Source organism: Pseudomonas moorei, assembly GCF_042846945.1.
Classification (GTDB): domain Bacteria; phylum Pseudomonadota; class Gammaproteobacteria; order Pseudomonadales; family Pseudomonadaceae; genus Aquipseudomonas; species Aquipseudomonas moorei.
Genome location: NZ_AP035776.1, coordinates 915,127 through 940,634, shown reverse-complemented (window position 1 = coordinate 940,634; position 25,508 = coordinate 915,127). Strand labels below are relative to the sequence as shown.

Here is a 25,508-nt window from a genome sequence, read left to right as displayed (position 1 = left end):
CCTTATGTCAGAAACTTTTGCAGCAAGTCGTTGAGGAATAGCTGTCCGCGCTCGGTAGCCGCCAGACGTGTCGGTTCGACCTGCAACAGGCCACTTTGTTCGGCTTCGCGACGCGCTTCGGCCAGGCTTTCCAGGGGCAGGCCGGTGCGTTCCGGATACAGGCGCGATTCGACCCCTTCGGTCAGGCGCAGGGCATTCATCAGGAACTCGAACGGCATCTCGTCGTTGGTCAGGGCTTTCTCGCCCGCCTGGAAGCTTTTGGCCGGGTTGAGGTAGTCCTTCGGCAGGCGAGTCTTCCAGGTTCGCACGATGCGCCCGTCCGGATGGCTGAGCTTGCCGTGGGCGCCGGCACCAATGCCAATGAAGTCGCCGAAACTCCAGTAATTGAGGTTATGCCGTGCCGGGCGGCCCGGTTGGGCGTAGGCCGAGACCTCGTACTGCGCGTAACCGTGTTCGGCCAGCAGTGCCTGGCCGGCTTCCTGAATGTCCCACAACGTGTCGTCTTCCGGCAGCGTCGGCGGCTGGTTCCAGAACACGGTGTTCGGTTCCAGGGTCAGCTGATACCAGGAAAGGTGGGTCGGCTTCAGGGCGATGGCCTGGCGCAGGTCGCTCAGGGCGTCCTCCAGTGACTGATCCGGCAGGCCGTGCATCAGGTCCAGGTTGAAGTTATCGAACCCGGCCTGACGCGCCATGCCAGCGGCTCGCACCGCTTCGTCGCCGTTGTGAATCCGCCCCAGCGCCTCGAGCTTTGCTTGCTGGAAGCTCTGGATGCCGATCGACAGGCGATTGATGCCGAGCGCCCTGTAGGCGACGAATTTCTCTTGCTCGAACGTGCCGGGGTTGGCTTCCAGGGTGATTTCGATGTCGTGGGCAAAGGGGATGCGCTGTTCAACGCCTTTGAGCAGTCGGCCCAGCGCGGCGGCGCTGAACAGGCTCGGCGTGCCGCCACCGAAGAAAATCGAGGTCAACTCGCGACCATAGACAGCGTGCAGGTCCTGATCGAGGTCGGCCAGCAACGCATCGACATACTCCTCTTCCGGCAGCACCGGGCTGGCGGTATGGGAGTTGAAGTCGCAGTAAGGGCATTTGCGCACACACCACGGGATGTGGATGTACAGCGCCAAGGGCGGCAGGACCGGCAGGGCCGCCCGAGGCGATTGCGCGGCACCGCCGAAGATCAGCGGCGACGCGGAGCGGTCGTGGGTCATTTCAGGCCCAGACGCTGGCGCAGCAGATCCATTGCACGGGCGCGGTGGCTGATCTGGTTCTTGTCGCCCGGGCTCAGCTCGGCGCTGGAGCAATCGCGCTCCGGCACCCAGAACAGCGGGTCGTAGCCAAAGCCGTGTTCCCCACTGGCCTCCGTCAGGATGCGACCGTGCCACAGGCCCTCGCAGAGAATCGGCAGCGGGTCTTCGGCATGTCGCACCAGGGCCAGCACGCAGACGAACTGTGCGCCGCGCTCGGCCTCGGGCACGTCCTTGAGGACGTCCAGCAATTTGGCGTTGTTCGCCGCATCGCCCTTGCCGTCGGCATAGCGCGCCGAGTAGATGCCCGGCGCACCGCCGAGGAAGTCCACCGCCAACCCGGAATCGTCAGCCAGCGCCGGCAGGCCGGAAATGCGCGCGGCGTTGCGGGCCTTGAGAATCGCGTTCTCGACGAACGACAGGCCGGTTTCTTCAGGCTCGACCTGGCTGAACTCGCCGATCGAGCGCAGTTGCACCGAGTCGCCGAGCATGGCCTGGAGTTCCTTGAGTTTGCCGGCGTTGTGGCTGGCCAGTACGAGTTGCGTGAAGTTGATCATTCGCCGGGGAAGAGCTCTTGGTTGAAATTGATGGTGTTGATTTTGTCACCGGTCTGCACCTTGATCTCGAAGGTGCGGGTTTCCTGTTGAGGCACAGGGTACTGAGCGATGTAATAAATGGCGCCCTGCTCGGTGATCTGTTTAAAGCTCAGTGGCACGCTCTGGCTGGTCAGGTCTTTGACCGTGCCGGTGACTTGCGCCATCAGCGGTTTACCGTCCTTGAGCACCGAAATATTGATCACGCCCTGATTCTTGCTGCGAATGAGCTCGGCCGATTTGGCGATGTCCGGCGTCAGGTAGGTGGAATTGAAGGTGTTGTAGTGCACCGTCACGTCGCCAAAGGTTTCCTGGCGCTCGCTTTTGATGACGTCGGCGGCCATGGCCGTGACGCTCAGGCAGGCGGTGAGTAGAAACAGCGCTAGACGACCCATGATCGTTCTCCTCGAAATGTGGTGATTCAGACCGCGACCTTGTGGTCCGCAAGCCCCGGGCTGCTGACGCGGTAGATACCGATCTCACCTAACAGATTAGGCCATAGCTTACTGGCCCACCCGTGCCGATGCTGTTGATCCACGGCAAGCCGATCAATGACCTTGGCTTCACGTTCGCGACACAAGGCTTCAAAGTCCTCGAAAGTGCAAAAGTGGATGTTTGGCGTGTTGTACCAGGTGTATGGCAGAAACTCGGAAACCGGCATCCGCCCCTTGCTGGCCAGGTACCAGCGGCAGCGCCAGTGACCGAAGTTGGGGAAGGTGATGATGCACTGACGTCCGACCCGCAGCATTTCGTCGAGGATCTTGTCCGGGTAATGCACCGCCTGCAGCGCCTGGGTCATGACCACGATGTCGAAGCTGTTGCTGGCAAAGTTGCCCAGGCCCTTGTCCAGGTCCTGTTCGATGACGTTGATGCCCTTGGCCATGCATTCGGCGATGTTGTCGGCGTCGTTTTCCAGGCCATAACCGGTGACCTGCTTGTTATCACGCAGCCAGCTCAGCAACTCGCCATCGCCGCAACCCAGGTCGAGCACGCGGCTACCGGCGGGGATCCATTCCTGGATGATTTCCAGATCAGCTCTCATGGCTATCTCACAACGTAATGCGGTTCATGTAATTGCCGAACGCCTGCAAGTAACGCGGGATCGGAATCAGGAAGGCGTCGTGGCCCTGCGGCGCGTCGATTTCCAGGTAGCAGACGTCCTTGCGCGCGGCCATCAGTGCGTCCACCAGTTCCCGGGAACGGGCAGGGGAGAAGCGCCAGTCGGTGGTGAACGACATCACACAGAACTTGGCGGTGGCGCCGGCGAAGGTCTTGGCCAGGTCATCGTCGAAATTGGCGGCCGGATCGAAGTAGTCCAGGGCCTTGGTCATCAGCAGGTAAGTGTTGGCGTCGAACCGTCCGGAGAACTCTTCCCCCTGGTAGCGCAGGTAGCTTTCGACCTGGAACTCGACGCTGTGGAAGTCGTAGTTGAGCTTCTCGCTTTTCAGGCCGCGACCGAATTTCTCGCCCATGGAATCGTCGGACAGATACGTGATGTGCCCGACCATCCGTGCCAGCATCAGGCCGCGCTTGGGGATCACGCCAAATTCCTGGAACGAACCGCCGTGGAATTCCGGGTCGGTGAGGATCGCCTGACGTGCCACTTCGTTGAAGGCAATGTTCTGCGCCGACAGCTTCGGTGCCGAGGCGATGGCCAGGCAGTGCCGTACGCGGTCCGGGTACGTGATGGTCCACTGCAGGGCCTGCATGCCGCCCAGGCTGCCGCCGATGACGGCCGCCCATTGGCCGATGCCAAGCAAGTCGGCGAGGCGCGCCTGGCTGTGCACCCAGTCTTCCACGGTCAGCACCGGGAAGTCGGCACCAAACGGCTTGCCGCTCTCCGGGTTGATGCTGCTCGGGCCGGTGGAGCCGTTGCAGCCGCCGAGGTTGTTCAGGCTGACCACGAAGAATTTGTTGGTGTCGATGGGCTTGCCGGGGCCGATGCAGCTGTCCCACCAACCGGGTTTGCGGTCGTCAGGGCTGTGATAGCCGGCCGCGTGGTGGTGTCCGGACAAGGCGTGGCAGATCAGCACGGCGTTGCTCGCCGTGGCGTTCAGCGTGCCATAGGTTTCGTAAATCAAGTCATAGGCTGGTAGCGAACGACCGCAGGCCAACGCCAGGGGTTCGCTGAAGTGCGCCACTTGCGGCGTCACCAGACCAACAGAATCGGGGGGGAAGGCAGCTGGCATCGACCCTGCTCTCATTGAAATGAGGCGTAAGTCTAAAGACCGGTGGGGTTAGCGGCAAGCAAAGGGCGGGCCTGATTTCATTCAGTTGTACCGAGGCGCTTCATTCGCGAGCAGGCTCGCCCCCACAGGGGAAACGCATTCCAATGTGAGAGCGAGCCTGCGCGCGATGAACGATGAAGCGGTTTAGATCAAACCGAATAATTCCTTAGGCATCAGCGCATAGTAAGCCAGGCGCGGAATCAGCCAGCTTTGCAGCAATTGCAGCGCGATAAAGGCGAAGATGGGCGAGATGTCGAGGCCGCCCAGGTTCGGAATGATCCGGCGGAAGGGGGCAAGTACCGGTTCGGTGATCTGCTGGACCAGTTCTGCGCCGGGGTTATGGCTGCCTGGAGCGACCCAGGACAGGATCACACTGATGATCATCGCCCAGAACAGGATCTTCAAAAACAGCGCGAAGATGCCGATCAAGGCCCATGGCACCAGGAACAGCACGTCGACCTTATAACCGCTGAGCAGCAGGATGACGGCGAACAGCACCATCTGCACGATCAGCGCCAACACCAAAGACGACATGTCCAGCCCGAACATGCTCGGGATGACCCGGCGCAGTGGCTTGAGCAACGGTTGGGTGGCCTTCACGGCGAACTGGCAGAGCGGGTTGTAGAAGTTTGCCCGCACCAGTTGCAGGATAAAGCGCAACAGCACGACCAGCAGATACAGGCTGCCCAGGGTTTGAATCACAAAAATGGCAGCGTCATTGAGTCCGAGCATCATTGATTCCTTTGTGAGAGCGGATTAGCGACCGAGTTGCTCAGCCATTTCGGCCGAACGGTGCGCGGCGGCGCCCAGTGCTTTTTCGACCAGCGCTTCGAAGCCGCCAGCCTGGAACGATTTGATCGCCGCTTCCGTGGTGCCCGCAGGCGAGGTCACGCGACGACGCAGTTCAGCCGCGTCGACGTCGCTGGACACCGCCATGTGAGCGGCGCCCAATGCGGTTTGCAGGGTCAATTGAGCGGCGATGTCGGCTGGCAGGCCGAGTTTCACGCCCGCAGCGGTCATGGCTTCGATCAGCAGGAAGAAGTAGGCAGGGCCCGAGCCGGAAACGGCGGTGACCGCATCCAGTTGCTGCTCCTGCTCCAGCCACAAGGCAATCCCGACGGCCGATAGCAGCTCTTGCGCTTGCTGACGCTGTTCGGCGCTGACCTGAGGCGTGGCGAACAAGCCGCTCACGCCCTGACGCAGCAGCGCCGGGGTGTTGGGCATGCAACGCACGATCGGCTGGGCGCCGAGCCAGTTGTTCATGCTGGCGCAGGTGATGCCGGCGGCAATGGAAACCACCAGTTGCCCAGGCTTCAGGCTTGGACGGATCGCTTCGCAGACCGTTTTCATCGCTTGAGGCTTGACCGCCAGCACGATCACGTCGGCACCGTCGATGGCCTGTGCGTTGTCGGCAAAGGTTTCGATGCCGTGTTCGGCGCTTACCCGGGCGCGGGTTTCTTCACCCGGGTCACTGGCGCGGATCTGCGTGGCGTCCAGGCCTTTGGCCCGCAGGCCGCCAATCAGACTGGCGGCCATGTTACCGGCACCGATAAAGGCGATACGCGTCTTGCTCATGTCAGGTCCTTATCAAAAGTGTGTAAGCCATGGATCAAGGCTGTGAATAGTCGCGAGCGCCAAACAGGGCCGTACCAATGCGGACCCAGGTGGCGCCCTGAGCGATGGCCGATTCGAGATCGTGGCTCATGCCCATGGAAAGTGTGTCGAGCGGCAGATTGAGGCTGGCTTGCAGGTTCTGCACGGCAGCAAAGGCGGCATCCTGGGCGGCGCGATCTTCGGTCGGCTCGGGAATCGCCATCAATCCGCGCAACTTGAGGCGTGGCAGGGCACTGATGGCATTGGCCAGGGCCGGCAGGTCGGCCGGGGTGCAGCCGGATTTACTGGCCTCACCGCTGACATTGACCTGGATGCAGATGTTCAACGGTGGCAAATCGGCAGGTCGTTGTTCGGACAAGCGTTGTGCAATTTTCAGGCGATCCACGGAATGCACCCAAGCGAAGTGCTCGGCGATTGCGCGAGTCTTGTTCGATTGAATGGGGCCGATGAAGTGCCAGATCAAGGGCAGGTCAGCCAATTCGAGCTGCTTGCCCAGGGCTTCCTGCAGGTAGTTTTCGCCAAAGTCGCGCAAGCCGGCGGCATAGGCGTCGCGCAGGGCTTGTGCCGGTTTGGTCTTGCTCACGGCCAGCAGCTGGACGCTGTGTTCGTCACGGTTGGCGGCGAGGGCGGCGGCGCGGATGCGCGAACTAACCAGTTCAATGTTGTCTGCTATCGTGGACATTCAAGAGGCGCCAGCGGGTCTGAGGTTGGCGGCATTCTACTGGAATTGAGGAGTGCTATGGATATCACTGAGCTGCTGGCGTTCAGCGCCAAACAAGGAGCATCCGACCTGCACCTGTCCGCGGGCCTGCCACCGATGATTCGGGTTGATGGCGATGTGCGGCGCATCAACCTGCCGCCTCTGGACCACAAGGAAGTGCAGGCGCTGATCTACGACATCATGAACGACACCCAGCGGGTGGACTTCGAGAAGCACCTGGAAACCGACTTTTCCTTTGAATTGCCCGGCGTGGCACGTTTTAGGGTCAACGCGTTCAACCAGAGCCGCGGTGCTGGCGCCGTGTTTCGCACCATTCCCTCCAGGGTCTTGAGCATGGAGGAGTTGGGCATGGGTGATGTGTTTCGCAAAATGACCGACGCTCCCCGTGGCCTGGTGCTGGTGACCGGCCCGACCGGCTCCGGCAAGTCCACGACGCTGGCGGCGATGATCGATTATCTGAACAATCATCGCCACCACCATATCCTCACTATTGAAGACCCTGTCGAGTTCGTCCACGAATCGCGCAAATGCCTGATCAATCAGCGTGAGGTCCATCGTGATACCCGCAGCTTTGCCACGGCCTTGCGTTCGGCCCTGCGCGAAGACCCGGATGTCATTCTGGTCGGCGAGATGCGCGACCTGGAAACCATTCGCCTGGCGCTGACCGCCGCCGAAACCGGTCATCTGGTGTTCGGCACGATGCACACCACCTCGGCGGCGAAGACCATTGACCGGATCATCGACGTGTTTCCGGGGGATGAAAAGTCGATGGTGCGTTCGATGCTGTCCGAATCGTTGCTGGCAGTGGTTTCCCAAACCCTGGTCAAGAAGATCGGCGGCGGGCGTACAGCCGCCCACGAGATCATGCTCGGCACGTCGGCGATCCGAAACCTGATCCGCGAAGACAAGGTGGCGCAGATGTATTCATCGATTCAGGCAGGAGGGTCGCTGGGCATGCAGACGCTGGACATGAGCCTGAAGGACCTGGTGACCAAGGGCCTGGTCACTCGCGACCATGCGCGGGAGAAGGCGCGGTCGCCGGATAATTTCTGAGGGGCTGGTACAGCTTTGTGGCGAGGGGAGCTTGCTCCCGCTCGAGTGCGTAGCGCTCGCGCTTTTTGGGGTCGCTTCGCGGCCCGGCGGGAGCAAGCTCCCTCGCCACAAATGCCTGCCTCGGGAGGCAGGCGTTTTCAAATCAGCGCTGAACAACCCGCATCTGATGAGGTTCTTTTGGCAGAACCCGTTTTGCAACGGCGTAGTGGTTTTCCCAGTACGGCTTCTTCAGTGTGTCGATGGTCACCGACTTGCCACGACGCGGTGCGTGGATGAAGCGGTCGTTGCCCAGGTAGATGGCAACGTGATTGACTCGACGACTCTTGATGTTGAAGAAAATCAGGTCGCCCGGCTTCAAGTCGTTGCGATCGACCTTCTGGCCGTGACCGCTGGCCATGGCATTGGAGGTGCGTGGCAGGTCAAACGTGGCGTCGTTGAACGCGTATTTCACCAGGCCGCTGCAGTCGAAGCCTTTGCTCGGGCTGCTGCCGCCCCAACGATACGGTGTACCGAGGACGTTGACCGCGCGGCTCAGCACGTTGCTGCTTTCCTTGTTCGCCATCGGCGGAACCAGGCCACTTTTTTTGCTGGCCAGGTGTTGAGCGTGTTTGACTGACTTTTTGCTTTTGTTCGAAGGAGCAGAAGCATGGGATTTCGGGGTGTAACCATTAACGTTCGGAAGACGTTGCTCACGATTGGTGGCGTGGGCGGCCAGTGGCAATAATAGGCAAATGGTTAGCCATGTCTTTATAAATGGATGCATTAGGCAGGGCTCGTATGGGTTAGCGCGCAACTTTATAACAGCTTTTTTGTCCCTTCCGAGGCCGTTGGTCGATTCAACCTGGGGGTCAACGGAACCAAATAAGCGGCAAAAAGACGCAATTGTCGGACAGAAGTCAGGTGCTACAAGGCTTTGACGGGAGACAACGTACCATTTGCCATACGTCGGGTGCTCGTAAAAAAGTCACAAAGAATTCAAGAATATTTATCTATCGCGTGAATCGAGGTCATCCATGAACACCTATCAACAACCTGTTCCCCATCAAGATACTCACAGCAAAGTGATCGGTTATCTGCTGTGGATTTTCGGTTTCACCGGCGCTCACCGCTTTTATTACGGCAAGCCGGTCACGGGGACGATCTGGTTCTTCACTTTTGGTTTGCTGGGGATTGGCTGGTTGATCGACCTGTTTCTGATCCCGTCCATGGACCGTGAAGCGGATCTTCGGTTCAACGCCGGACCGATCGAATACAACGTTGCCTGGATTCTGCTGACGTTTCTCGGGGTGTTCGGTGTGCACCGGATGTATCAGGGGAAATGGATCAGCGGCTTGATCTACCTGCTGACGGGTGGGCTGTTCTTCGTGGGAGTGCTGTATGACTTCTGGACGCTGAATGATCAGGTTTCGCTGCGTAATGCGCAGAACCGCTGATTAATTGTGGCGAGGGAGCTTGCTCCCGCTGGACTGCGCAGCAGGCCCATCTTGAGGCCGCTGCGCGCCCTGGCGGGAGCAAGCTCCCTCGCCACAGGTCTTACGCCTGGTGACTGATCCGTCCATCCACCAGGGTGTAACGCACCAGGCCCGGCAGGCTGTGCCCGATGAACGGGCAGTTCTCGCCTTTGGACAGCCAGGTTTCCCCGGCCACGGTCGAGGCCGCGGGGTCGAACAGCACGATATCCGCCGCACCACCCACCGCCAGTTTGCCCGCCGGCAGGCGCAAGGCCTCGGCAGGACCGGCGCCAAGGCGCGCCAGCAGGGTCGGCAAGTCCAGCAAACCGTCTTCCACCAGTGTCATCGCCAATGGCAGCAGCAGTTCGACGCTGCTGATGCCGGGCTCGGTGGCACCGAACGGCGCCAGCTTGGCATCGCGCTCGTGGGGTTGGTGGTGGCTGGAAATCGCCGAAACCACGCCCGACTTCACTGCCGCGCGCAGGCCCTCGCGGTCGGCGCGGGTACGGAGCGGAGGCTGGACGTGATACAGGCTATTGAAGTCGATCAGCGCTTCGTCCGTCAGGATCAGCTGGTACAGGGCGACATCCGCCGTAACCTTCAGGCCGCGGGCCTGGGCCTGGGCGATCAGGGCCACACCGCGAGCGCTGGTGAGTTGGCTGAAGTGCGCGCGCACGCCGGTTTGCTCGACCAGCAACAGGTCCCGGGCCAGGGCCACGGTCTCGGCGGTTTCCGGAATACCCGGCAAGCCGAGGAAGCTGGCGGTCGGGCCTTCGTGGGCCAAACCACCCTCGGCCAGATCATGGTCCTGGGAGTTGAAAATCACCGTCAGGTCGAAGGTTGCCGCGTACTCCAGTGCCCGGCACAGGGTACGGGTATTGCGGAAGCTCTCCAGGCCGTTGCCGAAGGCTACGCAGCCGGCATCGCGCAGCGCGACCAGCTCTGCCAGCTGTTCGCCGTCCAGGCCTTTGCTCAGGGCGCCGATCGGGAAGACTTTGGTGTTGCCGGCCTCGCGGGCGCGGTCGAGGATCAGTTCGGCCACCGCCGAGGTGTCCAGTACCGGTTTGGTTTTTGGCGGGCAGCACAGGCTGGTCACGCCACCGGCCGCGGCTGCGCGGGTTTCGCTGACGATCGAGCCTTTACGGCTGTAGCCCGGCTCGCGCAGGGCAACGTTGAGGTCAACCAGGCCAGGGGCGGCCACCAGGCCTTTGGCGTCGAGGGTGTCGACGGCGACAAAACCGGCCGGTGCGGCGCCAATGGCGACGATCTTGCAGGCTTCAATGTGGATATCGGTTACTTGATCCAGGCCGCTGGCTGGATCGATCACGCGGGCGCCGAGAATGCTGAGCTTCACTGGGCGTTCTCCTGCTCGAATTGGCGCTGGGCTGTCTGCCCGCTCATGGCCATGGACAGCACGGCCATACGAATGGCGATGCCGTAGGTCACCTGATTGAGGATCACCGAGTGCGGGCCGTCGGCCACCGCCGACTCAATCTCCACGCCACGGTTGATCGGCCCCGGGTGCATCACGATGGCATCGGGCTTGGCGCCGGCCAGGCGCGCGGTGGTCAGGCCGAAGAGGCGGTAGAACTCGCCTTCGCTCGGCAACAGGCCGCCGGTCATGCGTTCGCGCTGCAGGCGCAACATGATCACCACGTCGACGTCTTTCAGGCCTTCGGTCATGTCGGTGTAGACCTTCACGCCGTATTGCTCGATACCGATCGGCAGCAGGGTTTTCGGGGCGATTACGCGGATATCGGGGCAGCCCAGGGTCTTCAGCGCGAGCATGTTCGAGCGCGCCACCCGCGAGTGCAGGATGTCACCGACGATGGCCACCGAGAGGTTCTCGAAGCCGCCCTTGTGCCGGCGGATGGTAAGCATGTCGAGCATGCCCTGGGTCGGGTGGGCGTGACGGCCGTCGCCGCCGTTGATGATCGCCACTTGCGGGCAGACATGCTCGGCGATGAAGTGTGCGGCGCCGGAGTCACCGTGACGCACGACGAACATGTCGGCCGCCATGGCTTCCAGGTTGCGCAAGGTGTCGAGCAGGGTTTCACCCTTGCTCGCCGACGAGGTGGACACGTTCAAAGTGATCACGTCAGCCGACAGGCGCTGGGCCGCCAGTTCGAAGGTGGTGCGGGTGCGGGTGGAGTTCTCGAAGAACACGTTGCACACGGTCTTGCCGCGCAGCAGCGGGACTTTCTTCACCGCCCGGGCGCCGACTTCGAGGAACGAGTCGGCGGTGTCGAGGATTTCCGTCAGCAGCTCGCGGCGCAAACCGTCGAGCGAGAGGAAGTGGCGCAGCTGGCCCTGATCATTGAGCTGCAGCGGGCGCTTGGTTTCTAGAGGCGTCATCGCAAGGGGGACTCTCAATAGGGCGAATTAAAGGGCGAGGTCTTGCACTTCGAGCTTGAGCTCCGGGCCGGACAGCTTCACGCGCTCGTGGGCGGCGAGTGACAGCGTCGCACCGACCACGTTCGGGCGGATCGGCAGCTCGCCGGCGTCCAGGTCCAGCAGGCAGACCAGCGTCACACTGGCCGGACGCCCGTAGTCGAAGAGTTCGTTCATGGCCGCGCGGATGGTCCGGCCGCTCATCAGTACGTCGTCGATCAGCACCAGGTGCTGGCCTTCGATTTCGAACGGCAGGGCAGACGGACGCACTTGCGGGTGCAGGCCGTTCTGGCTGAAGTCGTCGCGGTAGAAGGAAACGTCGAGCGTGCCGAGAGGTTCATGGCTGCCCAGCTCTTTGAGCAGGGCCTGGGCGACCCAGACGCCGCCGGTACGAATACCGATGAAACGCGGTTCGCTGATGCCACGGTGTTCCAGGTGTGCCTTGAGACGGATCGCCATCTGGCTGATCAGTTCGGTGGGATTGGGCAGGCTCATGGTTGCTCCTTCTTGGGCCCGAGTCGGGTTGTGCTTGGGTTGGCTCGGGTTGTAGCTAAAAGAGGCGCGTGGCGACTCTTCAGGGTTAGGTGCATCAGGATTCGAACAATGCGCTGTTTTCGTCGAGCCAGCCTTGCAGCAACAGGGCGGCGGCGATGGCATCGACCGGGTTATCGCGGTAACTGCCTTTCTGGCCGCCACGATCACGTCGTTCGCCTTTGGCTTCGAACGTGGTCAGGCGTTCGTCGTGGGTATAGAAGGGCAGATTGAAACGACCGTTCAGGCGGCGGGCGAACTTTTCCGCGCGGGCGCACATCTCGCTGGGCGTGCCGTCCATGTTCAACGGCAGGCCGACCACCACGGCGTCGGGCTTCCATTCCTTGATCAGGGCTTCGACCTGATCCCAGTCGGGAATGCCGTTCTGCGCTTTCAGGGTGCACAGTTCGCGGGCCTGGCCGGTAATCACCTGGCCTACCGCAACGCCGATCTGTTTGGTGCCGTAGTCGAATCCCAGGATCAGCCGCAGGGCCATCAGGCGTGCCCCGCCTGGCTGGTGAGCAGGCTGAGGTTGACGCCCAGATGTTTGGCGGCCGCTTCCAGGCGCAATTCACTGCTGGTGTTGAACAGGACGTCAGCGTCGAACGGGCAGGTCAGCCAGGCGTTCTGCGCCAGTTCGGCTTCCAGTTGCCCGGCTTCCCAACCGGCATACCCGAGGGCGATCAGGCTTTTCGCCGGGCCGACGCCATCGGCGATGGCGAACAGCACGTCCTGGGAGGTCGACAGGGATAAATCGCCTTCCAGATCAACGGTCGCCTGATAGCGCTGCCCCGAGGGATGCAGGACAAACCCGCGATCGGTCTGCACCGGGCCGCCGATGAAAATCGGCACGTGCTGGCAGAGTGCAGGAGGTTCGATATCCGGGCGCAATTGCTCGAGGATATCGGCCAGGTTCAGGTCCTGCGGACGGTTGACCACCAGCCCCATGGCACCATTGGCCGTGTGCTCGACGATGTAGGTCAAGGTGTGCGCAAAGTTCGGGTCGACCATGTGTGGCATGGCGATCAGGAAGTGGTGCTTGAGGTAGCTGGGGCTGACGTTTTTCATGAGCGCTAGTGTGGCGTTGGAGGGGCGAACTGACAAGCTGGGGATGCGCAGGAAATGCCGCAAATTGCTGTTGGCGACGCAATCCCTGTAGGAGCGAGCCTGCTCGCGATGGTCGTCAACGATAACGCCGCAAGGTTGATACTACGCGGTGCTCTCAGGTTTATCGCGAGCAAGCTCGCTCCTGCAGGGGGATTTGGGTTGGTATCAGTTGCTTGAGAGGCGATCGCCGCGGGCAAATTTCCAGGTGCGAATGATTTCCAGGCGGTCAATATCCGATAGATCCCCGGTAAACGGAGCAAAGGGCGCGGCCAGCCGCACGATGCGCTGGGCCGCCTGATCGAGCAACGGTTGCCCGGAAGACTCCAGCACCAGCACCTCATACAGCGAACCGTCCCGGTTGATCGACACCATCAGGCGCAAATTGCCGTAAATCTGCTTGCGCCGGGCTTCGTCGGGGTAATTGAGGTTGCCGATGCGCTCGACCTTCTTGCGCCATTCGTCCTTGTACCAGGCGCCCTTGTCTTTCATGGTCGAGGCGGCGCTCAGGCGATGGATGCGCGGGCGCTTGGCGTACAACTGTTGTTCGTTGGCCAGTTCCGCTTCCAGGCTGGCGATGTCGCTGGATAACTGTTCGGTGTCAAACGTTGGCGCGGCGACCGCGGGTTTGATGTCGGTTTTGGGCTCTTCGGTCTTGGCGGCGGTTTTTTTCGGCTTCGGCGCGACGGTGGTCACGGCAGCCTTGGGCGGAGCGTCCCGCACTTCAGGCTTGGCCGCCGGCGGTGGCGTGACTTTCTGCACCTTGTTGTCCTGGAACGGCGCGACCTCGGTGGTCTTGGGAATGGCCTTTTTATCCAGGGTGCCGCTGCCTTGCTGGTTTTCCTGGGCGAGGAAATCAGCTTTCTCAGGCTTCTTTTCGCTTTTGAAAGTGGCGAGGGTGATTTCCAGGGTTTTGCTGATCTGCTGGGGCTCGACCATCGTGAAGCCGACACCCAGCAGCAAGGCCAGGTGAATCAGCGCCGCGAGAAACAGGGTAAAACCGAGGCGATCGGCCGGGCGCACGCCACGGTGGGCGAGTTCGGCGGGCAGATCGGACGGGAGTGTCATGACAAGGAAACCAACATCGCGTTTTCACAGGCCGCGCATGATAACGCAATGTTGGTTTGGCTTTTCAACGAGCCTTGAGCTTCTGATCGATGGCATCCATCAGCAGGCCGCCGATGTCGGTGCCAAAGGCGTTGTCGATCTCGCGAATGCAGGTCGGGCTGGTGACGTTGATTTCCGTCAGATGTTCGCCGATCACGTCCAGGCCTACGAACAGCAGGCCCTTTTCGCGCAAGGTCGGGCCGACTTGCGCGGCGATCCAGCGGTCTTTTTCGGTCAGCGGACGCGCTTCGCCACGGCCACCGGCGGCCAGGTTGCCACGGGTTTCGCCGGCAGCGGGAATGCGCGCCAGGCAGTAGTCCACCGGTTCGCCGTCGATCATCAGGATGCGTTTGTCACCATCGACGATGGCGGGCAGGTAACCCTGGATCATGATCTGCTGTTGACCGTGCAGGGTCAGGGTCTCGAGGATCACCGACAGGTTCGGGTGGCCCGCGGTGTGGCGGAAGATCGACGAGCCGCCCATGCCGTCCAGCGGCTTGAGGATCACGTCCCCATGGTGGTCGGCGAACTCGCGCAGCACATCCGGGCGACGGCTGACGATGGTCGGCGGCGTGCACTGCGGGAACAGCGTGGCGAACAGTTTTTCGTTGCAGTCACGCAGGCTCTGCGGTTTGTTGACCACCAGCACGCCAGCGCTTTCGGCTTGCTCGAGCAGATACGTGGTGTAGACGAACTCCATGTCGAACGGCGGATCCTTGCGCATCAGGATCACGTCCAGATCGCTCAGCAGATTGTCCTGCTCGGCGTCCAGTTCGAACCATTTTTCCGGATTGGCGAAGACCTTCAGCGGACGCATCCGCGCCCGTGCCTGGCCTTCGGCCTGGTACAGGTCACGCTGCTCCATATAGAACAGTTCCCAGCCGCGCTTCTGCGCAGCCAGCAGCATGGCCAGCGAGCTATCCTTTTTATAGGAAATGCCGGCAATAGGGTCCATGACAATCCCGACGCGAACGCTCATGGGTGTTTCCTCGAAAGTTGGGGGCGTATGAATGACCTGTAGGAGCGAGCCTGCTCGCGATAGGCTTGAGGGCGCCGCATTTTTCCAGCCGGCCTGCGTCATCGTTGACGACCATCGTCGGAACGCCGCCCGGAGCCGGCTCGCTCCTACAAAAGATCAGGCCGTAAAGTGGCGTCAGAGTGGCGCTGAGTGTGTTCCCGGTCAAGGAAAAACCACCTCGAAGGTTGGCCGATAGATTGGTGTTGGAGACTGTGCTAAAAAGACTGCCAAGTTGTACTGGCCCTTGAGTATCAAGGGTTTCTGGCCGCCATTAACCGGCAAACGGACAATTTGATTCGCAAAGGCGACGGTAGAGCATTTATGGAACAGCATTCCAGCGCCTTGAAGGTCATGGTCATCGACGATTCGAAGACGATTCGCCGAACCGCCGAAACGCTCTTGAAAAACGTGGGCTGTGAAGTGATCACGGCCATCGACGGATTCGATGCCCTGGCCAAGATCGCCGACAATCACCCCGGCATCATCTTTGTCGACATCATGATGCCGCGTCTGGATGGCTATCAAACCTGCGCATTAATCAAGAACAACCCGGCTTTCAAGTCCACGCCAGTGATTATGCTGTCGTCCAAGGACGGGCTGTTCGACAAGGCCAAGGGGCGTATCGTCGGCTCCGACCAGTTTTTGACCAAGCCTTTCAGCAAGGAAGAACTGCTGAACGCGATCCAGGCCCATGTTCCGGGCTTTGCCGCCGTTTTGCCGCAGTAAGACACCTACAGTGACGCTCGGCCAACGGGCCTTGCGTCGACAAGAATGGGGAAGACCATGGCTCGTATTCTGATCGTCGATGATTCGCCGACTGAGATGTACAAACTGACCGGCATGCTGGAAAAGCACGGTCATGAAGTATTGAAAGCCGAAAACGGCGCCGACGGCGTGGCCCTGGCCCGCCTGGAAAAGCCCGACGCGGTGCTGATGGACATCGTCATGCCCGGCCTCAACGGTTTCCAGGCGACCCGTCAGTTGACCAAAGACCCGGAAACCGGGCACATCCCGGTGATCATCATCACCACCAAGGATCAGGAAACCGACAAGGTCTGGGGCACACGCCAGGGGGCCAGGGACTACCTGACCAAGCCCGTCGACGAAGAAACCCTGATCAAGACCCTGAACAACGTCCTGCCCGGTTGATTGTCCGGTCATGACCGAGTCGCTGACCGCCTTCGAGCTGCTGCTGCAGATTGACCAGCGTTGTCGTCTGCTGGCCGCGGACTTGCCGTCCCAGCCACCCCGGCAGGACAGTTGGAGTGGCATCGGCTTTCGCGTGGGCGAGCACTGGTATGTTGCGCCCATGAGCGAAGTCGGCGAGGTGTTGCACGAGCCGCGCTTTACGCAACTGCCGGGGGTCAAGCCTTGGGTCAAGGGCGTGGCCAACCTGCGCGGACGGTTGTTGCCGATCATGGACCTGTGTGGCTTCTTTGGTTACGAACTGTCGACCGCGCGAAGGCAGCGACGGGTATTGGTGGTGGAGTACGAAGATGTGTTTGCCGGCTTGATGGTCGACGAAGTCTTCGGCCTGCAGCACTTTGCTCAGGACAGCCTGAAGGCCGTGCCCGCTGACGAATTGCAGGGGCCGATGGCGGCATTTGTTGAAGGCTGTTTCCAGGGCGAGCAGAGTTGGCGGGTGTTCAGCCCGTTTGCGCTGGTACGCTCGCAAGGATTCATGAACGTGGCCCTGTAAACCCTGTGGGAGCGAGCTTGCTCGCGATTGAACGATAACGCGGTTTTCCTGATGCGCCGCGGCACCTGAATCGCGAGCAGGCTCGCTCCCTCAGGTACTTCGGCAAGCTTTAAAGGGTGTTGGTGACCGATGATGAAAGCAAAAGCAGGCAAGCCAATGGAAGGGTCGCGCAGCCGGTCGCAGATCATTGTGCTGTTTATCGCACTGATCATCTTCATCATGCTGTTGTTCGCCAACTTCGCGTACCTCAACACCCAGGCCACCTACGATAAGCAGTACATCGGCCACGCTGGCGAATTGCGCGTGCTGTCCCAGCGCATTGCCAAAAACGCCACCGAGGCCGCCGCCGGCAAGGCTGCGGCATTCAAGCTGCTCAGCGATGCGCGCAACGATTTTGCCCAGCGCTGGGGCTATCTGAAAAAAGGCGATCCGGCGACCGGCTTGCCGCCAGCGCCGGCGACCGTGCGCCCGGAAATGCGCGCCGTGCAACTGGATTGGGAGCGCCTGCTGAAAAACACCGACGCCATTCTCTCCAGCGAGCAGACCGTGTTGTCGCTGCATCAGGTGGCCGCCACCCTCGCCGAAACCGTGCCGCAGTTGCAGGTCGAATACGAAAAGGTGGTGGAAATCCTGCTGCAGCGCGGTGCTCCGGCGGGTCAGGTGGCGATGGCCCAACGTCAATCGCTGCTGGCTGAGCGGATTCTCGGCGCGGTGAACACGGTGTTGTCCGGCGATGAAAATTCGCAACAGGCCGCCGACGCTTTCGGTCGCGACGCGGCGCGTTTCGGCCTGGTGCTCAACGGCATGCTCCAGGGCAACCTGTCGCAGAGGATCAGCCAGGTCGAAGACCGTGATGCGCGCGCGCGACTGACCGAAATTTCCGAGCTGTTCGAGTTTGTCTCGGGTTCAGTGGATGAAATCCTCGAAACCTCGCCCGAACTGTTCAAGGTGCGCGAATCGGCCACCAACATTTTCAGCCTGTCGCAAACCCTGCTCGATGAAGCCTCGCACCTGGCCAACGGTTTCGAAAACCTGGCGGGCGGGCGCACCACCGACACCATTGGCGGTTACGTGCTGGGTCTGTTGGCGTTGGCCTCCATCATCCTCATTGGCCTGGTGATGGTGCGTGAAACCAATCGCCAGCTGCGGGAAACCGCCGAGAAAAACGAGCGCAACCAGAACGCAATCATGCGTCTGCTCGACGAGATCGAGGACCTGGCCGATGGCGACCTGACGGTCACGGCATCGGTCACCGAAGATTTCACCGGCACGATCGCCGACTCGATCAATTACTCCGTGGATCAACTGCGCGACCTGGTGGCGACCATCAACCTGACGGCCGGCCAGGTGGCGGCCGCCGTGCAGGAAACCCAGGCCACCGCCATGCACCTGGCGCAGGCGTCGGAGCATCAGGCGCAGCAGATTGCCGAAGCCTCTACCGCCATCAATGAGATGGCCGAATCCATCGACCAGGTGTCGGCCAACGCTGCCGAGTCGTCGGCGGTGGCCGAACGCTCGGTGGAAATCGCCAACAAGGGCAACGAGGTGGTGCACAACACCATCCACGGCATGGACAACATCCGTGAACAGATTCAGGACACCGCCAAGCGGATCAAGCGTCTTGGCGAGTCTTCCCAGGAAATCGGCGACATTGTCAGCCTGATCGATGACATTGCCGATCAAACCAACATCCTCGCCCTCAATGCGGCGATCCAGGCGTCCATGGCCGGTGATGCCGGACGCGGTTTCGCGGTGGTCGCCGATGAAGTGCAGCGTCTGGCCGAGCGCTCGTCCGCCGCGACCCGGCAGATCGAAACACTGGTGCGGGCGATTCAGACCGACACCAACGAAGCCGTGATTTCCATGGAACAGACCACCACCGAAGTGGTGCGGGGTGCGCGGCTGGCGCAGGATGCGGGTGTGGCCCTGGAAGAAATCGAAGGGGTTTCCAAGACGCTGGCGGCGCTGATCCAGAGTATTTCCAATGCCGCACAACAACAGACGTCGTCTGCCGGTCAGATTTCCCTGACGATGAATGTGATCCAGCAAATCACGACGCAGACCTCGTCAGGTTCCACCGCCACTGCCGAGAGCATTGGCAACCTGGCGAAGATGGCCAGCCAGTTGCGGCGGTCGGTGTCCGGTTTCACCTTACCGGCCGCCAAGGCGCAGGCGACGGACAAAGCTTGAACCGCCTGCGGGCGTTGGCATTTTGACTGAAGTGGTAACTGAGGTGGTTATGGGTGATCGGCACGACTATGTGGCCCTCGAATGGGTCAAAGGCGAGATTGCCGAAACGCTGAAGCAGGCTCATCACGCCATCGAAACCCTGCTGGATGATCCGCAGGCGACGCACGCGCTGAGCGATTGCCTGGCGTACATTCATCAGGTTCACGGCAGTTTGCAGATGGTCGAATTCTACGGCGCGGCCCTGCTCGCCGAAGAGATGGAGCAGCTTGTAAGCGCCCTGCAACAGGGCCGCGTCAGCCATCGTGACGAGGCGCTGCACCTGCTGATGCAAGCCTTGGGGCAACTGCCGATGTACCTCGACCGGGTCCAGGGTGCGCGACGCGACCTGCCGCTGGTGGTGCTGCCGCTGATCAACGACCTGCGCAGCGCCCGTGGCGAAGGCCTGTTGTCGGAAACCAGCCTGTTCAGCCCGCTGCTGCCCGATCTGCCGCCGCTGGACGAAGCGTCGCTGGCGCATCTGGAACCGCCGGACCTGCCGAGCGTGCTGCGCAAATTGCGGCAAATGTTGCAGATGGCCCTGGTCGGCTTGCTCCGCGAGCAGGATGACGAGACCAACCTCGGTTATCTGGCCAAGGTATTCAGTCGCCTTGAAAGCCTGTGCGGTAACGCACCCCTGAGCCCGTTGTGGCAGATCGCTGCGGCGCTGGTCGAAGGCATGCGCGCCGGTGCGATTGCCAACAGCCCTGCCTTGCGCAGCCTGTTCAAGGAAGCCGACAAAGAACTCAAGCGCCTGCTCGAACAGGGCATGCCCGCCATCAATCGACCGGCGCCGCCGGAGCTGCTCAAGAGTTTGCTGTTCTACATAGCCAAAGCCGAACACCCCACCGGGCAGATGCTGACCATGAAAGATCGCTACGGACTGGATGACGCGCTGCCTGACAGCGCAATGGTCGATGAGGAACGTGCACGACTGGCAGGGCCTGACCGCGACGCCATGCGTTCGGTACTGACAGCACTGTGCGAAGAGCTGGTGCGGGTCAAGGAGCGCCTGGACCTGTTCGTGCGCAGCGACCGTCAACACGCTTCCGATCTCGACAGCCTGCTGGCGCCGCTGCGGCAAATCGCCGACACCCTGGCGGTGTTGGGTTTCGGTCAGCCGCGCAAGGTCATCATTGACCAATTGGCGGTGGTCCTGAGCCTCGCCCAGGGCCAGCGCGCACCCGATGACGCGATTCTCATGGACGTCGCCGGGGCCTTGCTCTACGTGGAAGCGACGCTGGCCGGCATGGTCGGCACCGTGGAGCCAGAGAGTCAGGAAGAAAGCCGTCTGCCGACCACTGATCTGACGCAGATTCACCAGATCGTGATCAAGGAAGCGCGCATCTGCCTGCAACAGGCCAAGGACATGATCGTCGACTACATCGACGCCGACTGGGACCGTCAGCATTTACAGGCGCTGCCGGCCTTGCTGACCCAGGTTCGCGGTGCGCTGGCGATGATTCCGTTGAGCCGCGCGGCCAGCCTGATCGACACCTGCAATCACTTCATCCGCGAGCACCTGTTGCTCGATCCCGGTCAGCCCGGCTGGCAGGAACTGGACAGCCTGGCCGACGTGATCGCCAGCCTCGAATACTACCTGGAGCGCCTCAACGATGACCCGGAAGCACCCGGTGAGTCGTTGCTCGATATCGCCGAAAAAAGCCTGGCGTCGCTCGGTTTCTTCCCTAGCGAACAGCATGTGCCGGTGCTCGAGGATGTACTGAGTCCGAGCGAAGCGCAGGTCATGCAGCAGAGGCAGGAACTGGACACCCCGGCCGTCGTCCAGACTCTGGCGGATGTGTTGGCCAGCCCGGTGTCGGCACTCAACCCGCCCGCCCAGACCACACCGGGCAGCCTGCTGCCGCCGCCCGCCGGTGAAGCACCGGTGGATGACGAGCTGCGCGAAGTGTTCCTCGAAGAGACCGACGAGGTGCTGGACATCCTGCGGGAATACCTGCCGCGCTGGTCGGCCAACCCTGATGACCCGTCAGCCCTGGGGGAAGTGCGTCGCGCTTTCCATACGCTGAAGGGCAGCGGCCGAATGGTCCGGGCACTGGTGCTCGGCGAACTGGCCTGGGCCGTGGAAAACCTGCTCAACCGTGTGCTGGAACACAGCGTCGCCCCGGGCGCTGCGGTGCAACAACTGCTGGTCGATGTGTTGACGCTGTTGCCGGAGCTGGTGGCCGAATTTGCCGCCAATGCCCAACGTCAGTGTAACGACGTCGACCAGTTGGCCGCCCGGGCCCATGCCCTGGCCAAAGGCGAGGCATTGGCCGCGGATGAAGATACCCAGGACGTCGCGGCCCTCGATCCTTTGTTGCTGGAGATCTTCCGCAAAGAAGCCGAATCCCATTTGAGCAGTCTCAATCGCTTTCTGGATCAGGCTGCCGAACACGTGCCGTTACAGGCCAGCGATGAATTGCAGCGCGCCTTGCACACCCTCAAGGGCAGTGCGTCGATGGCCGGGGTGTTGCCGATTGCCGAGCTCGCTGCGCCGCTGGATCAACTGGCCCGGGAATACAAGGCCCACCAGATCGCCCTCGACCTGGACGAAGTCGAATTGTTGTTGGAAGCCGAAGGTTTGTTCCGCCTCGGTTTGCGCCAACTGAAGACGGACCCGTTGGCCGAGATCCCTGACGCGGCGGCATTGATCGAACGCACCCAGGCCTTGTTGGCCGAACGTCTGGCCAGCCTGTCGAACACCCCGAACACAGGTCTGCGCATCAAGCGCGATCCGCAGTTGATCAACAACTTTCTGGCCCAAGGGATGGACATCCTGCTGGACGCCGAAAGCCTGTTGCAACGCTGGCAGCAACACCCCGGCGAACGCCAGGAACTCAGTGCGCTGCTGGATGAATTGACCACCCTCGGCGAAGGTGCACACCTGGCTGATTTGCATCCGGTGGATGAGCTGTGCGAAGCCTTGCTCGACCTTTACGGTGCCGTGGAAGAAAGCAGCCTGGCGGTCAGCGAGACGTTTTTCCATGAAGCGCAAAGTGCCCATGAAGCGCTGATCAACATGCTCGACGAACTGGCTGCCGGCCAGGAAGTCAGTCCGCGCCCGGAGCGGATTCGCGCCTTGCACGGCTTGCTCGATCAGAGTCTCGACCCGTCGGCCATGGGCCTGATCCGTAGCGATGGTAGCCGTACCCTGAGCATCCGCGAACTGTCTGATGCCACCGCCGAACTTGAAAACTCCCTGCCCCCTGTGGGCGCTGGCTTGCCAGCGATGGTCGTCAACGATGACGCGTTATCGCAGGATAAACGCGGCGCCTGTGAATCCATCGCGAGCAGGCTCGCTCCTACAAGGGAACGCGAGCCGGACGACGAGATTGTTTCGATCTTCCTCGAAGAAGCCGCGGATATCCTTGAAAGCGCCGGCCCGGCCTTGCAGCGCTGGTTAAGCGAGCCGTCCAATGCCGCGCCGCTGTCGTCCTTGCAACGGGATTTGCACACCCTCAAAGGCGGCGCGCGCATGGCCGAGGTCGAGCCGGTCGGCGATCTGGCCCATGAACTGGAAAGCCTTTACGAAGGCCTGGTGGACCGCCGGTACAGCTACAGCGACGGGCTCGCTTCTTTGTTGCAACACAGCCACGATCGCTTGGCGCATTTGCTTGAACAGCTTCAACAGCATCAACCCCTCGACGATCCGGGCGAACTGATCGAAGCGATCCGTGCGTTCCGCCAGGGACACGCAGGCCATGCCGATCTGATCGAGCCGGCGGCCAGCAATGACTCGGCCCATCACGACAGCGAGTTGCTGGACATCTTCCTTGAGGAAGGTTTCGACATCATCGAAAGCTCTGGTGCGGCGCTGGTGCGCTGGCAGGCCGAGCCGTCGAATCGTCAGGAAGTGGAAACCCTGCTGCGCGACCTGCACACGCTCAAGGGCGGCGCACGCATGGTGGAGATCACCCCGATCGGCGATTTGGCTCATGAGCTGGAATTTCTCTACGAAGGTTTATCCGCCGGAGTACTGAAACCCACGGCGGCGTTGTTCGAGCTGCTGCAACGCAGCCATGACCGACTGGCGCAAATGCTCGACGCGACCCGCGCCGGCGAACCCTTGCCGCCGGCCGATCGACTGATCGACGCGATCAAGAATTTCAGCCACCCGGCGCTGCCTGAAACGCCCGCGCCAATCGCGCTGCCCGTCGCCGCAAAAGCCGAAGCCCCGCTGCAACCCGATGCCGGCGCCGACATGGTCAAGGTCTCGGCGGAACTGCTCGATGACCTGGTGAACCTGGCCGGCGAGTCATCGATTGTTCGCGGCCGCATCGAGCAGCAGGTCAGCGATGCGCAAATCGCCCTGAACGAGATGGAAACCACCATCGAGCGGATGCGCGATCAGTTGCGCCGGCTCGATATCGAAACCCAGGGCCGGATCCTCAGTCGCCAGCAAGTCGACGCCGAACGCCTGGGTTACGAAGAGTTCGATCCCCTGGAAATGGACCGTCACTCACAATTGCAGCAACTGTCGCGGGCACTGTTCGAGTCCGCTTCCGACCTGCTCGACCTCAAGGAAACCCTCGACCGGCGCAATCAGGACGCGGAAAACCTGCTGCAACAGCAGGGCCGTATCAACACCGAGCTGCAGGAAGGCCTGATGCGCACGCGCATGGTGCCGTTCGAAAAGATGCTGCCGCGCTTGAAACGCATCGTTCGTCAGGTTTCCGAGGAGTTGGGCAAGGACGTTGAGTTCATCGTCGAAAACGCCGAAGGCGAGATGGATCGCAACGTGCTCGAACGCATGGCGGCGCCGCTGGAGCACATGCTGCGCAATGCCGTGGACCATGGACTTGAATCTGCCGAGGCGCGAATAGCGGCGGGTAAACCGGCCCAGGGACGGATCACCCTCGACCTGTCGCGCGAGGGTGGCGACATCATTTTCGATATCCGCGACGACGGTGCCGGCGTGCCGCTGGAGGCGGTGCGGCGCAAGGCGATCAAGCGCGGTCTGCTCGACCCGAACAGCGAAATCAGCGACCGCGACGTGCTGCAATTCATCCTGCAGCCGGGGTTCTCCACGGCCGAGAAAATCACCCAGATTTCCGGGCGCGGCGTCGGCATGGATGTCGTGCACGAAGAAGTCCGGCAACTGGGCGGCAGCATGAGCATCGATTCCGTGCAGGGGCAGGGCGTGCATTTCCGCATTCGCCTGCCGTTCACGGTGTCGGTCAACCGCGCGCTGATGGTGCAATGTGGCGAGGATCAATACGCGATCCCGTTGAACACCATCGACGGGATCGTCCGTGTGCTGCCCAACGAACTCGAAGGGCACTTCCGCCTCGACCCGCCGACCTATGAATACGCCGGGCAACGCTATGAACTGTGCTACCTGGGCGAGCTGTTGAAGACCAGTCCACGGCCGAGGTTGCTGGGCCAGAACCTGCCGCTGCCGGTGCTGCTGGTGCAGTGCAACGAGCGGCACATCGCGGTGTTGGTCGACGCCATGGCCGGCACTCGCGAGATCGTGGTCAAGAGCCTCGGCCCGCAGTTCGCGGCCGTGCAGGGCGTGTCTGGCGCGACGATCCTGGGCGATGGCCGGGTGGTGCTGATTCTGGATTTGCTGGCGCCGATCCGCGCCCTGCAAGCCCATGTGCCACAGCGTCCGGCCAATCACGATGTCGAGCCCGAGCCGCAACGGCCGTTGCTGATCATGGTGGTCGATGACTCGGTGACCGTACGCAAGGTCACCAGCCGCTTGCTCGAACGCCATGGCATGAACGTGCTGACGGCCAAGGACGGCGTCGACGCCATGTTGTTGCTCGAAGAGCACAGGCCGGACGTGATGCTGCTCGACATCGAAATGCCGCGCATGGACGGTTTCGAAGTGGCCAGGCAAGTCCGCAGTGACGAGCGTTTTCAGCACCTGCCCATCATCATGATCACCTCGCGCACCGGCCAGAAACACCGCGACCGCGCCATGGCCATCGGTGTCAACGACTACCTCGGCAAGCCGTACCAGGAATCGGTCCTGCTCGAAAGCATTGCCCTATGGAGCAAAACCCATGCTTGAGCGGCTGATCAACCCGCGCACCAGCCACCTCACTGGCCTTTTGCTGCCCCTGGCCGACCGCAACCTGATCCTGCCCAACGTCGCGGTCGCCGAACTGATCGACTACCAGCCCGCCGCGTTCGACCTCGACTCGCCGCCCTGGTTTCTCGGGCGAGTACCGTGGCGCAACCGGCAAATCCCGCTGCTCAGTTTCGAGTCGGCGTGCGGCAGTAAAGTCGTCATCGGAGAGCGCGCGCGGATCGTCATCCTCAACGCCCTCGGCGGCCGCCCCGAGCTGAAATTCATCGCCATGCTGGTCCAGGGAATTCCCCGCTCGTACAAGCTCGACAGTCAGTTGAGCTATGTCGATGTGCCGCTTTGTTCGCTGGAAAAAGCGGCGGTGCAAGTGGGCGATCAAGTGGCCAGGGTTCCGGATTTGCTGGGGTTGGAAGAGTTGCTGGTAGGGGCGGGGTTGGTTTGAAGGTTGATGATTCCCAAAAAGGGACCTAAAGTTCCCTTTTTGGGAC

24 protein-coding genes are annotated in these 25,508 nt (G+C 61.6%); 8 read left to right on the top strand and 16 right to left on the bottom strand.

The annotated features are described in order from the left end of the window. Nucleotides 1-2: 2 nt before the first annotated feature. The 8 genes from hemW to ACGJAX_RS04450 form a co-directional block, all read right to left on the bottom strand. Nucleotides 3-1,208, bottom strand: a complete 1,206-nt coding sequence (gene hemW / locus ACGJAX_RS04485) for a radical SAM family heme chaperone HemW (RefSeq protein WP_247254444.1) — start codon at nt 1,206-1,208, stop codon at nt 3-5. Then, nucleotides 1,205-1,801 carry an RdgB/HAM1 family non-canonical purine NTP pyrophosphatase gene (rdgB, locus tag ACGJAX_RS04480; protein WP_390957557.1) on the bottom strand — a complete coding sequence of 199 codons (597 nt, stop codon included), beginning with the start codon at nt 1,799-1,801 and terminating at the stop codon, nt 1,205-1,207. The genes hemW and rdgB overlap by 4 nt, the downstream gene beginning before the upstream one ends. After that, a complete protein-coding gene (locus ACGJAX_RS04475; protein ID WP_090326107.1) occupies nt 1,798-2,232 on the bottom strand; it encodes a DUF4426 domain-containing protein in 435 nt (144 codons plus the stop codon). The genes rdgB and ACGJAX_RS04475 overlap by 4 nt, the downstream gene beginning before the upstream one ends. 26 nt (nt 2,233-2,258) lie before the next feature. Further along, nucleotides 2,259-2,879, bottom strand: coding sequence for a methionine biosynthesis protein MetW (gene metW, locus ACGJAX_RS04470; RefSeq protein ID WP_390957555.1), 621 nt, complete (start codon nt 2,877-2,879; stop codon nt 2,259-2,261). Between the two features lie 7 nt (nt 2,880-2,886). Next, nucleotides 2,887-4,026: a homoserine O-acetyltransferase gene (locus ACGJAX_RS04465; protein ID WP_090326101.1), complete on the bottom strand. Its 1,140-nt coding sequence runs from the start codon at nt 4,024-4,026 to the stop codon at nt 2,887-2,889. A 183-nt stretch (nt 4,027-4,209) separates the two neighbouring features. Beyond that, nucleotides 4,210-4,797 carry a YggT family protein gene (locus ACGJAX_RS04460; RefSeq protein ID WP_090326098.1) on the bottom strand — a complete coding sequence of 196 codons (588 nt, stop codon included), beginning with the start codon at nt 4,795-4,797 and terminating at the stop codon, nt 4,210-4,212. A 24-nt stretch (nt 4,798-4,821) separates the two neighbouring features. Continuing rightward, entirely contained in the window at nt 4,822-5,640 is an 819-nt protein-coding gene (gene proC / locus ACGJAX_RS04455; RefSeq protein ID WP_390957552.1) for a pyrroline-5-carboxylate reductase, read from the bottom strand. Nucleotides 5,641-5,674: 34 nt separating this feature from the next. After that, nucleotides 5,675-6,361 carry a YggS family pyridoxal phosphate-dependent enzyme gene (locus ACGJAX_RS04450; protein ID WP_090326092.1) on the bottom strand — a complete coding sequence of 229 codons (687 nt, stop codon included), beginning with the start codon at nt 6,359-6,361 and terminating at the stop codon, nt 5,675-5,677. Nucleotides 6,362-6,418: 57 nt separating this feature from the next. Here ACGJAX_RS04450 and ACGJAX_RS04445 point away from each other — a divergent pair, with 57 nt between their 5' ends. Continuing rightward, entirely contained in the window at nt 6,419-7,453 is a 1,035-nt protein-coding gene (locus tag ACGJAX_RS04445; RefSeq protein ID WP_247254447.1) for a type IV pilus twitching motility protein PilT, read from the top strand. 142 nt (nt 7,454-7,595) lie between these two features. Here the strand turns inward: ACGJAX_RS04445 and ACGJAX_RS04440 are convergent, their stop codons facing one another. After that, the gene (locus ACGJAX_RS04440; RefSeq protein ID WP_390957550.1) at nt 7,596-8,216 is read right to left on the bottom strand and encodes an NlpC/P60 family protein; all 621 of its coding nucleotides are present in this window, start codon (nt 8,214-8,216) and stop codon (nt 7,596-7,598) included. 250 nt (nt 8,217-8,466) lie between these two features. On the opposite strand from ACGJAX_RS04440, the gene ACGJAX_RS04435 reads away from it, so the two are divergent. After that, nucleotides 8,467-8,886, top strand: a complete 420-nt coding sequence (locus tag ACGJAX_RS04435) for a TM2 domain-containing protein (RefSeq protein WP_090326084.1) — start codon at nt 8,467-8,469, stop codon at nt 8,884-8,886. Nucleotides 8,887-8,986: 100 nt separating this feature from the next. On the opposite strand, the gene ACGJAX_RS04430 is transcribed toward ACGJAX_RS04435, so the two are convergent. From ACGJAX_RS04430 to gshB, 7 genes are all read right to left on the bottom strand, one after another. Next, a complete protein-coding gene (locus ACGJAX_RS04430) occupies nt 8,987-10,258 on the bottom strand; it encodes a dihydroorotase (protein ID WP_248914474.1) in 1,272 nt (423 codons plus the stop codon). Next, entirely contained in the window at nt 10,255-11,259 is a 1,005-nt protein-coding gene (locus ACGJAX_RS04425) for an aspartate carbamoyltransferase catalytic subunit (RefSeq protein WP_007939362.1), read from the bottom strand. Before ACGJAX_RS04425 ends, ACGJAX_RS04430 begins: the two co-directional genes overlap by 4 nt. Nucleotides 11,260-11,286: 27 nt before the next feature. After that, nucleotides 11,287-11,790 carry a bifunctional pyr operon transcriptional regulator/uracil phosphoribosyltransferase PyrR gene (gene pyrR / locus ACGJAX_RS04420; RefSeq protein ID WP_090326079.1) on the bottom strand — a complete coding sequence of 168 codons (504 nt, stop codon included), beginning with the start codon at nt 11,788-11,790 and terminating at the stop codon, nt 11,287-11,289. Nucleotides 11,791-11,884: 94 nt separating this feature from the next. Then, nucleotides 11,885-12,322: a Holliday junction resolvase RuvX gene (gene ruvX / locus ACGJAX_RS04415; protein ID WP_090326077.1), complete on the bottom strand. Its 438-nt coding sequence runs from the start codon at nt 12,320-12,322 to the stop codon at nt 11,885-11,887. Then, the gene (locus ACGJAX_RS04410; RefSeq protein WP_090326075.1) at nt 12,322-12,894 is read right to left on the bottom strand and encodes a YqgE/AlgH family protein; all 573 of its coding nucleotides are present in this window, start codon (nt 12,892-12,894) and stop codon (nt 12,322-12,324) included. Before ACGJAX_RS04410 ends, ruvX begins: the two co-directional genes overlap by 1 nt. Before the next feature lie 204 nt (nt 12,895-13,098). Next, a complete protein-coding gene (locus ACGJAX_RS04405) occupies nt 13,099-13,998 on the bottom strand; it encodes an energy transducer TonB (RefSeq protein ID WP_247254450.1) in 900 nt (299 codons plus the stop codon). 64 nt (nt 13,999-14,062) lie between these two features. Beyond that, a complete protein-coding gene (gene gshB / locus ACGJAX_RS04400; protein WP_247254451.1) occupies nt 14,063-15,016 on the bottom strand; it encodes a glutathione synthase in 954 nt (317 codons plus the stop codon). Nucleotides 15,017-15,376: 360 nt separating this feature from the next. Here gshB and pilG point away from each other — a divergent pair, with 360 nt between their 5' ends. From pilG to ACGJAX_RS04370, 6 genes are all read left to right on the top strand, one after another. Beyond that, nucleotides 15,377-15,781 (top strand): twitching motility response regulator PilG, encoded by a 405-nt coding sequence (gene pilG, locus ACGJAX_RS04395; protein ID WP_090326068.1) that lies wholly within the window; start codon nt 15,377-15,379, stop codon nt 15,779-15,781. Nucleotides 15,782-15,838: 57 nt separating this feature from the next. Next, nucleotides 15,839-16,204, top strand: a complete 366-nt coding sequence (gene pilH / locus ACGJAX_RS04390; protein ID WP_090326066.1) for a twitching motility response regulator PilH — start codon at nt 15,839-15,841, stop codon at nt 16,202-16,204. 10 nt (nt 16,205-16,214) lie between these two features. Next, entirely contained in the window at nt 16,215-16,754 is a 540-nt protein-coding gene (locus tag ACGJAX_RS04385; RefSeq protein WP_090326063.1) for a chemotaxis protein CheW, read from the top strand. A 129-nt stretch (nt 16,755-16,883) separates the two neighbouring features. Then, a complete protein-coding gene (locus ACGJAX_RS04380) occupies nt 16,884-18,944 on the top strand; it encodes a methyl-accepting chemotaxis protein (protein WP_390957545.1) in 2,061 nt (686 codons plus the stop codon). A gap of 49 nt (nt 18,945-18,993) precedes the next feature. After that, nucleotides 18,994-25,002, top strand: a complete 6,009-nt coding sequence (locus ACGJAX_RS04375; RefSeq protein WP_390957543.1) for an Hpt domain-containing protein — start codon at nt 18,994-18,996, stop codon at nt 25,000-25,002. After that, on the top strand, nt 24,995-25,462 hold the full coding sequence (locus ACGJAX_RS04370) for a chemotaxis protein CheW (protein WP_247254453.1): 468 nt from the start codon (nt 24,995-24,997) through the stop codon (nt 25,460-25,462). The genes ACGJAX_RS04375 and ACGJAX_RS04370 overlap by 8 nt, the downstream gene beginning before the upstream one ends. Nucleotides 25,463-25,508 lie beyond the last annotated feature (46 nt).

Excerpts from the sequence above, each read along its gene's own strand:
- ACGJAX_RS04460 (WP_090326098.1), bottom strand. The coding sequence starts at position 4,797 with ATGCTCGGACTCAATGACGCTGCCATTTTTGTGATTCAAACCCTGGGC.
- proC (WP_390957552.1), bottom strand. The coding sequence starts at position 5,640 with ATGAGCAAGACGCGTATCGCCTTTATCGGTGCCGGTAACATGGCCGCC.
- ACGJAX_RS04375 (WP_390957543.1), top strand. The coding sequence starts at position 18,994 with ATGGGTGATCGGCACGACTATGTGGCCCTCGAATGGGTCAAAGGCGAG.
- ACGJAX_RS04465 (WP_090326101.1), bottom strand. The coding sequence starts at position 4,026 with ATGCCAGCTGCCTTCCCCCCCGATTCTGTTGGTCTGGTGACGCCGCAA.
- ACGJAX_RS04435 (WP_090326084.1), top strand. The coding sequence starts at position 8,467 with ATGAACACCTATCAACAACCTGTTCCCCATCAAGATACTCACAGCAAA.
- ACGJAX_RS04440 (WP_390957550.1), bottom strand. The coding sequence starts at position 8,216 with ATGCATCCATTTATAAAGACATGGCTAACCATTTGCCTATTATTGCCA.
- ACGJAX_RS04370 (WP_247254453.1), top strand. The coding sequence starts at position 24,995 with ATGCTTGAGCGGCTGATCAACCCGCGCACCAGCCACCTCACTGGCCTT.
- hemW (WP_247254444.1), bottom strand. The coding sequence starts at position 1,208 with ATGACCCACGACCGCTCCGCGTCGCCGCTGATCTTCGGCGGTGCCGCG.
- ACGJAX_RS04380 (WP_390957545.1), top strand. The coding sequence starts at position 16,884 with ATGATGAAAGCAAAAGCAGGCAAGCCAATGGAAGGGTCGCGCAGCCGG.
- rdgB (WP_390957557.1), bottom strand. The coding sequence starts at position 1,801 with ATGATCAACTTCACGCAACTCGTACTGGCCAGCCACAACGCCGGCAAA.
- ACGJAX_RS04445 (WP_247254447.1), top strand. The coding sequence starts at position 6,419 with ATGGATATCACTGAGCTGCTGGCGTTCAGCGCCAAACAAGGAGCATCC.
- ACGJAX_RS04405 (WP_247254450.1), bottom strand. The coding sequence starts at position 13,998 with ATGACACTCCCGTCCGATCTGCCCGCCGAACTCGCCCACCGTGGCGTG.
- ruvX (WP_090326077.1), bottom strand. The coding sequence starts at position 12,322 with ATGGCCCTGCGGCTGATCCTGGGATTCGACTACGGCACCAAACAGATC.
- ACGJAX_RS04410 (WP_090326075.1), bottom strand. The coding sequence starts at position 12,894 with ATGAAAAACGTCAGCCCCAGCTACCTCAAGCACCACTTCCTGATCGCC.
- pilH (WP_090326066.1), top strand. The coding sequence starts at position 15,839 with ATGGCTCGTATTCTGATCGTCGATGATTCGCCGACTGAGATGTACAAA.
- pyrR (WP_090326079.1), bottom strand. The coding sequence starts at position 11,790 with ATGAGCCTGCCCAATCCCACCGAACTGATCAGCCAGATGGCGATCCGT.
- ACGJAX_RS04385 (WP_090326063.1), top strand. The coding sequence starts at position 16,215 with ATGACCGAGTCGCTGACCGCCTTCGAGCTGCTGCTGCAGATTGACCAG.
- gshB (WP_247254451.1), bottom strand. The coding sequence starts at position 15,016 with ATGAGCGTTCGCGTCGGGATTGTCATGGACCCTATTGCCGGCATTTCC.
- pilG (WP_090326068.1), top strand. The coding sequence starts at position 15,377 with ATGGAACAGCATTCCAGCGCCTTGAAGGTCATGGTCATCGACGATTCG.
- ACGJAX_RS04425 (WP_007939362.1), bottom strand. The coding sequence starts at position 11,259 with ATGACGCCTCTAGAAACCAAGCGCCCGCTGCAGCTCAATGATCAGGGC.
- metW (WP_390957555.1), bottom strand. The coding sequence starts at position 2,879 with ATGAGAGCTGATCTGGAAATCATCCAGGAATGGATCCCCGCCGGTAGC.
- ACGJAX_RS04475 (WP_090326107.1), bottom strand. The coding sequence starts at position 2,232 with ATGGGTCGTCTAGCGCTGTTTCTACTCACCGCCTGCCTGAGCGTCACG.
- ACGJAX_RS04450 (WP_090326092.1), bottom strand. The coding sequence starts at position 6,361 with ATGTCCACGATAGCAGACAACATTGAACTGGTTAGTTCGCGCATCCGC.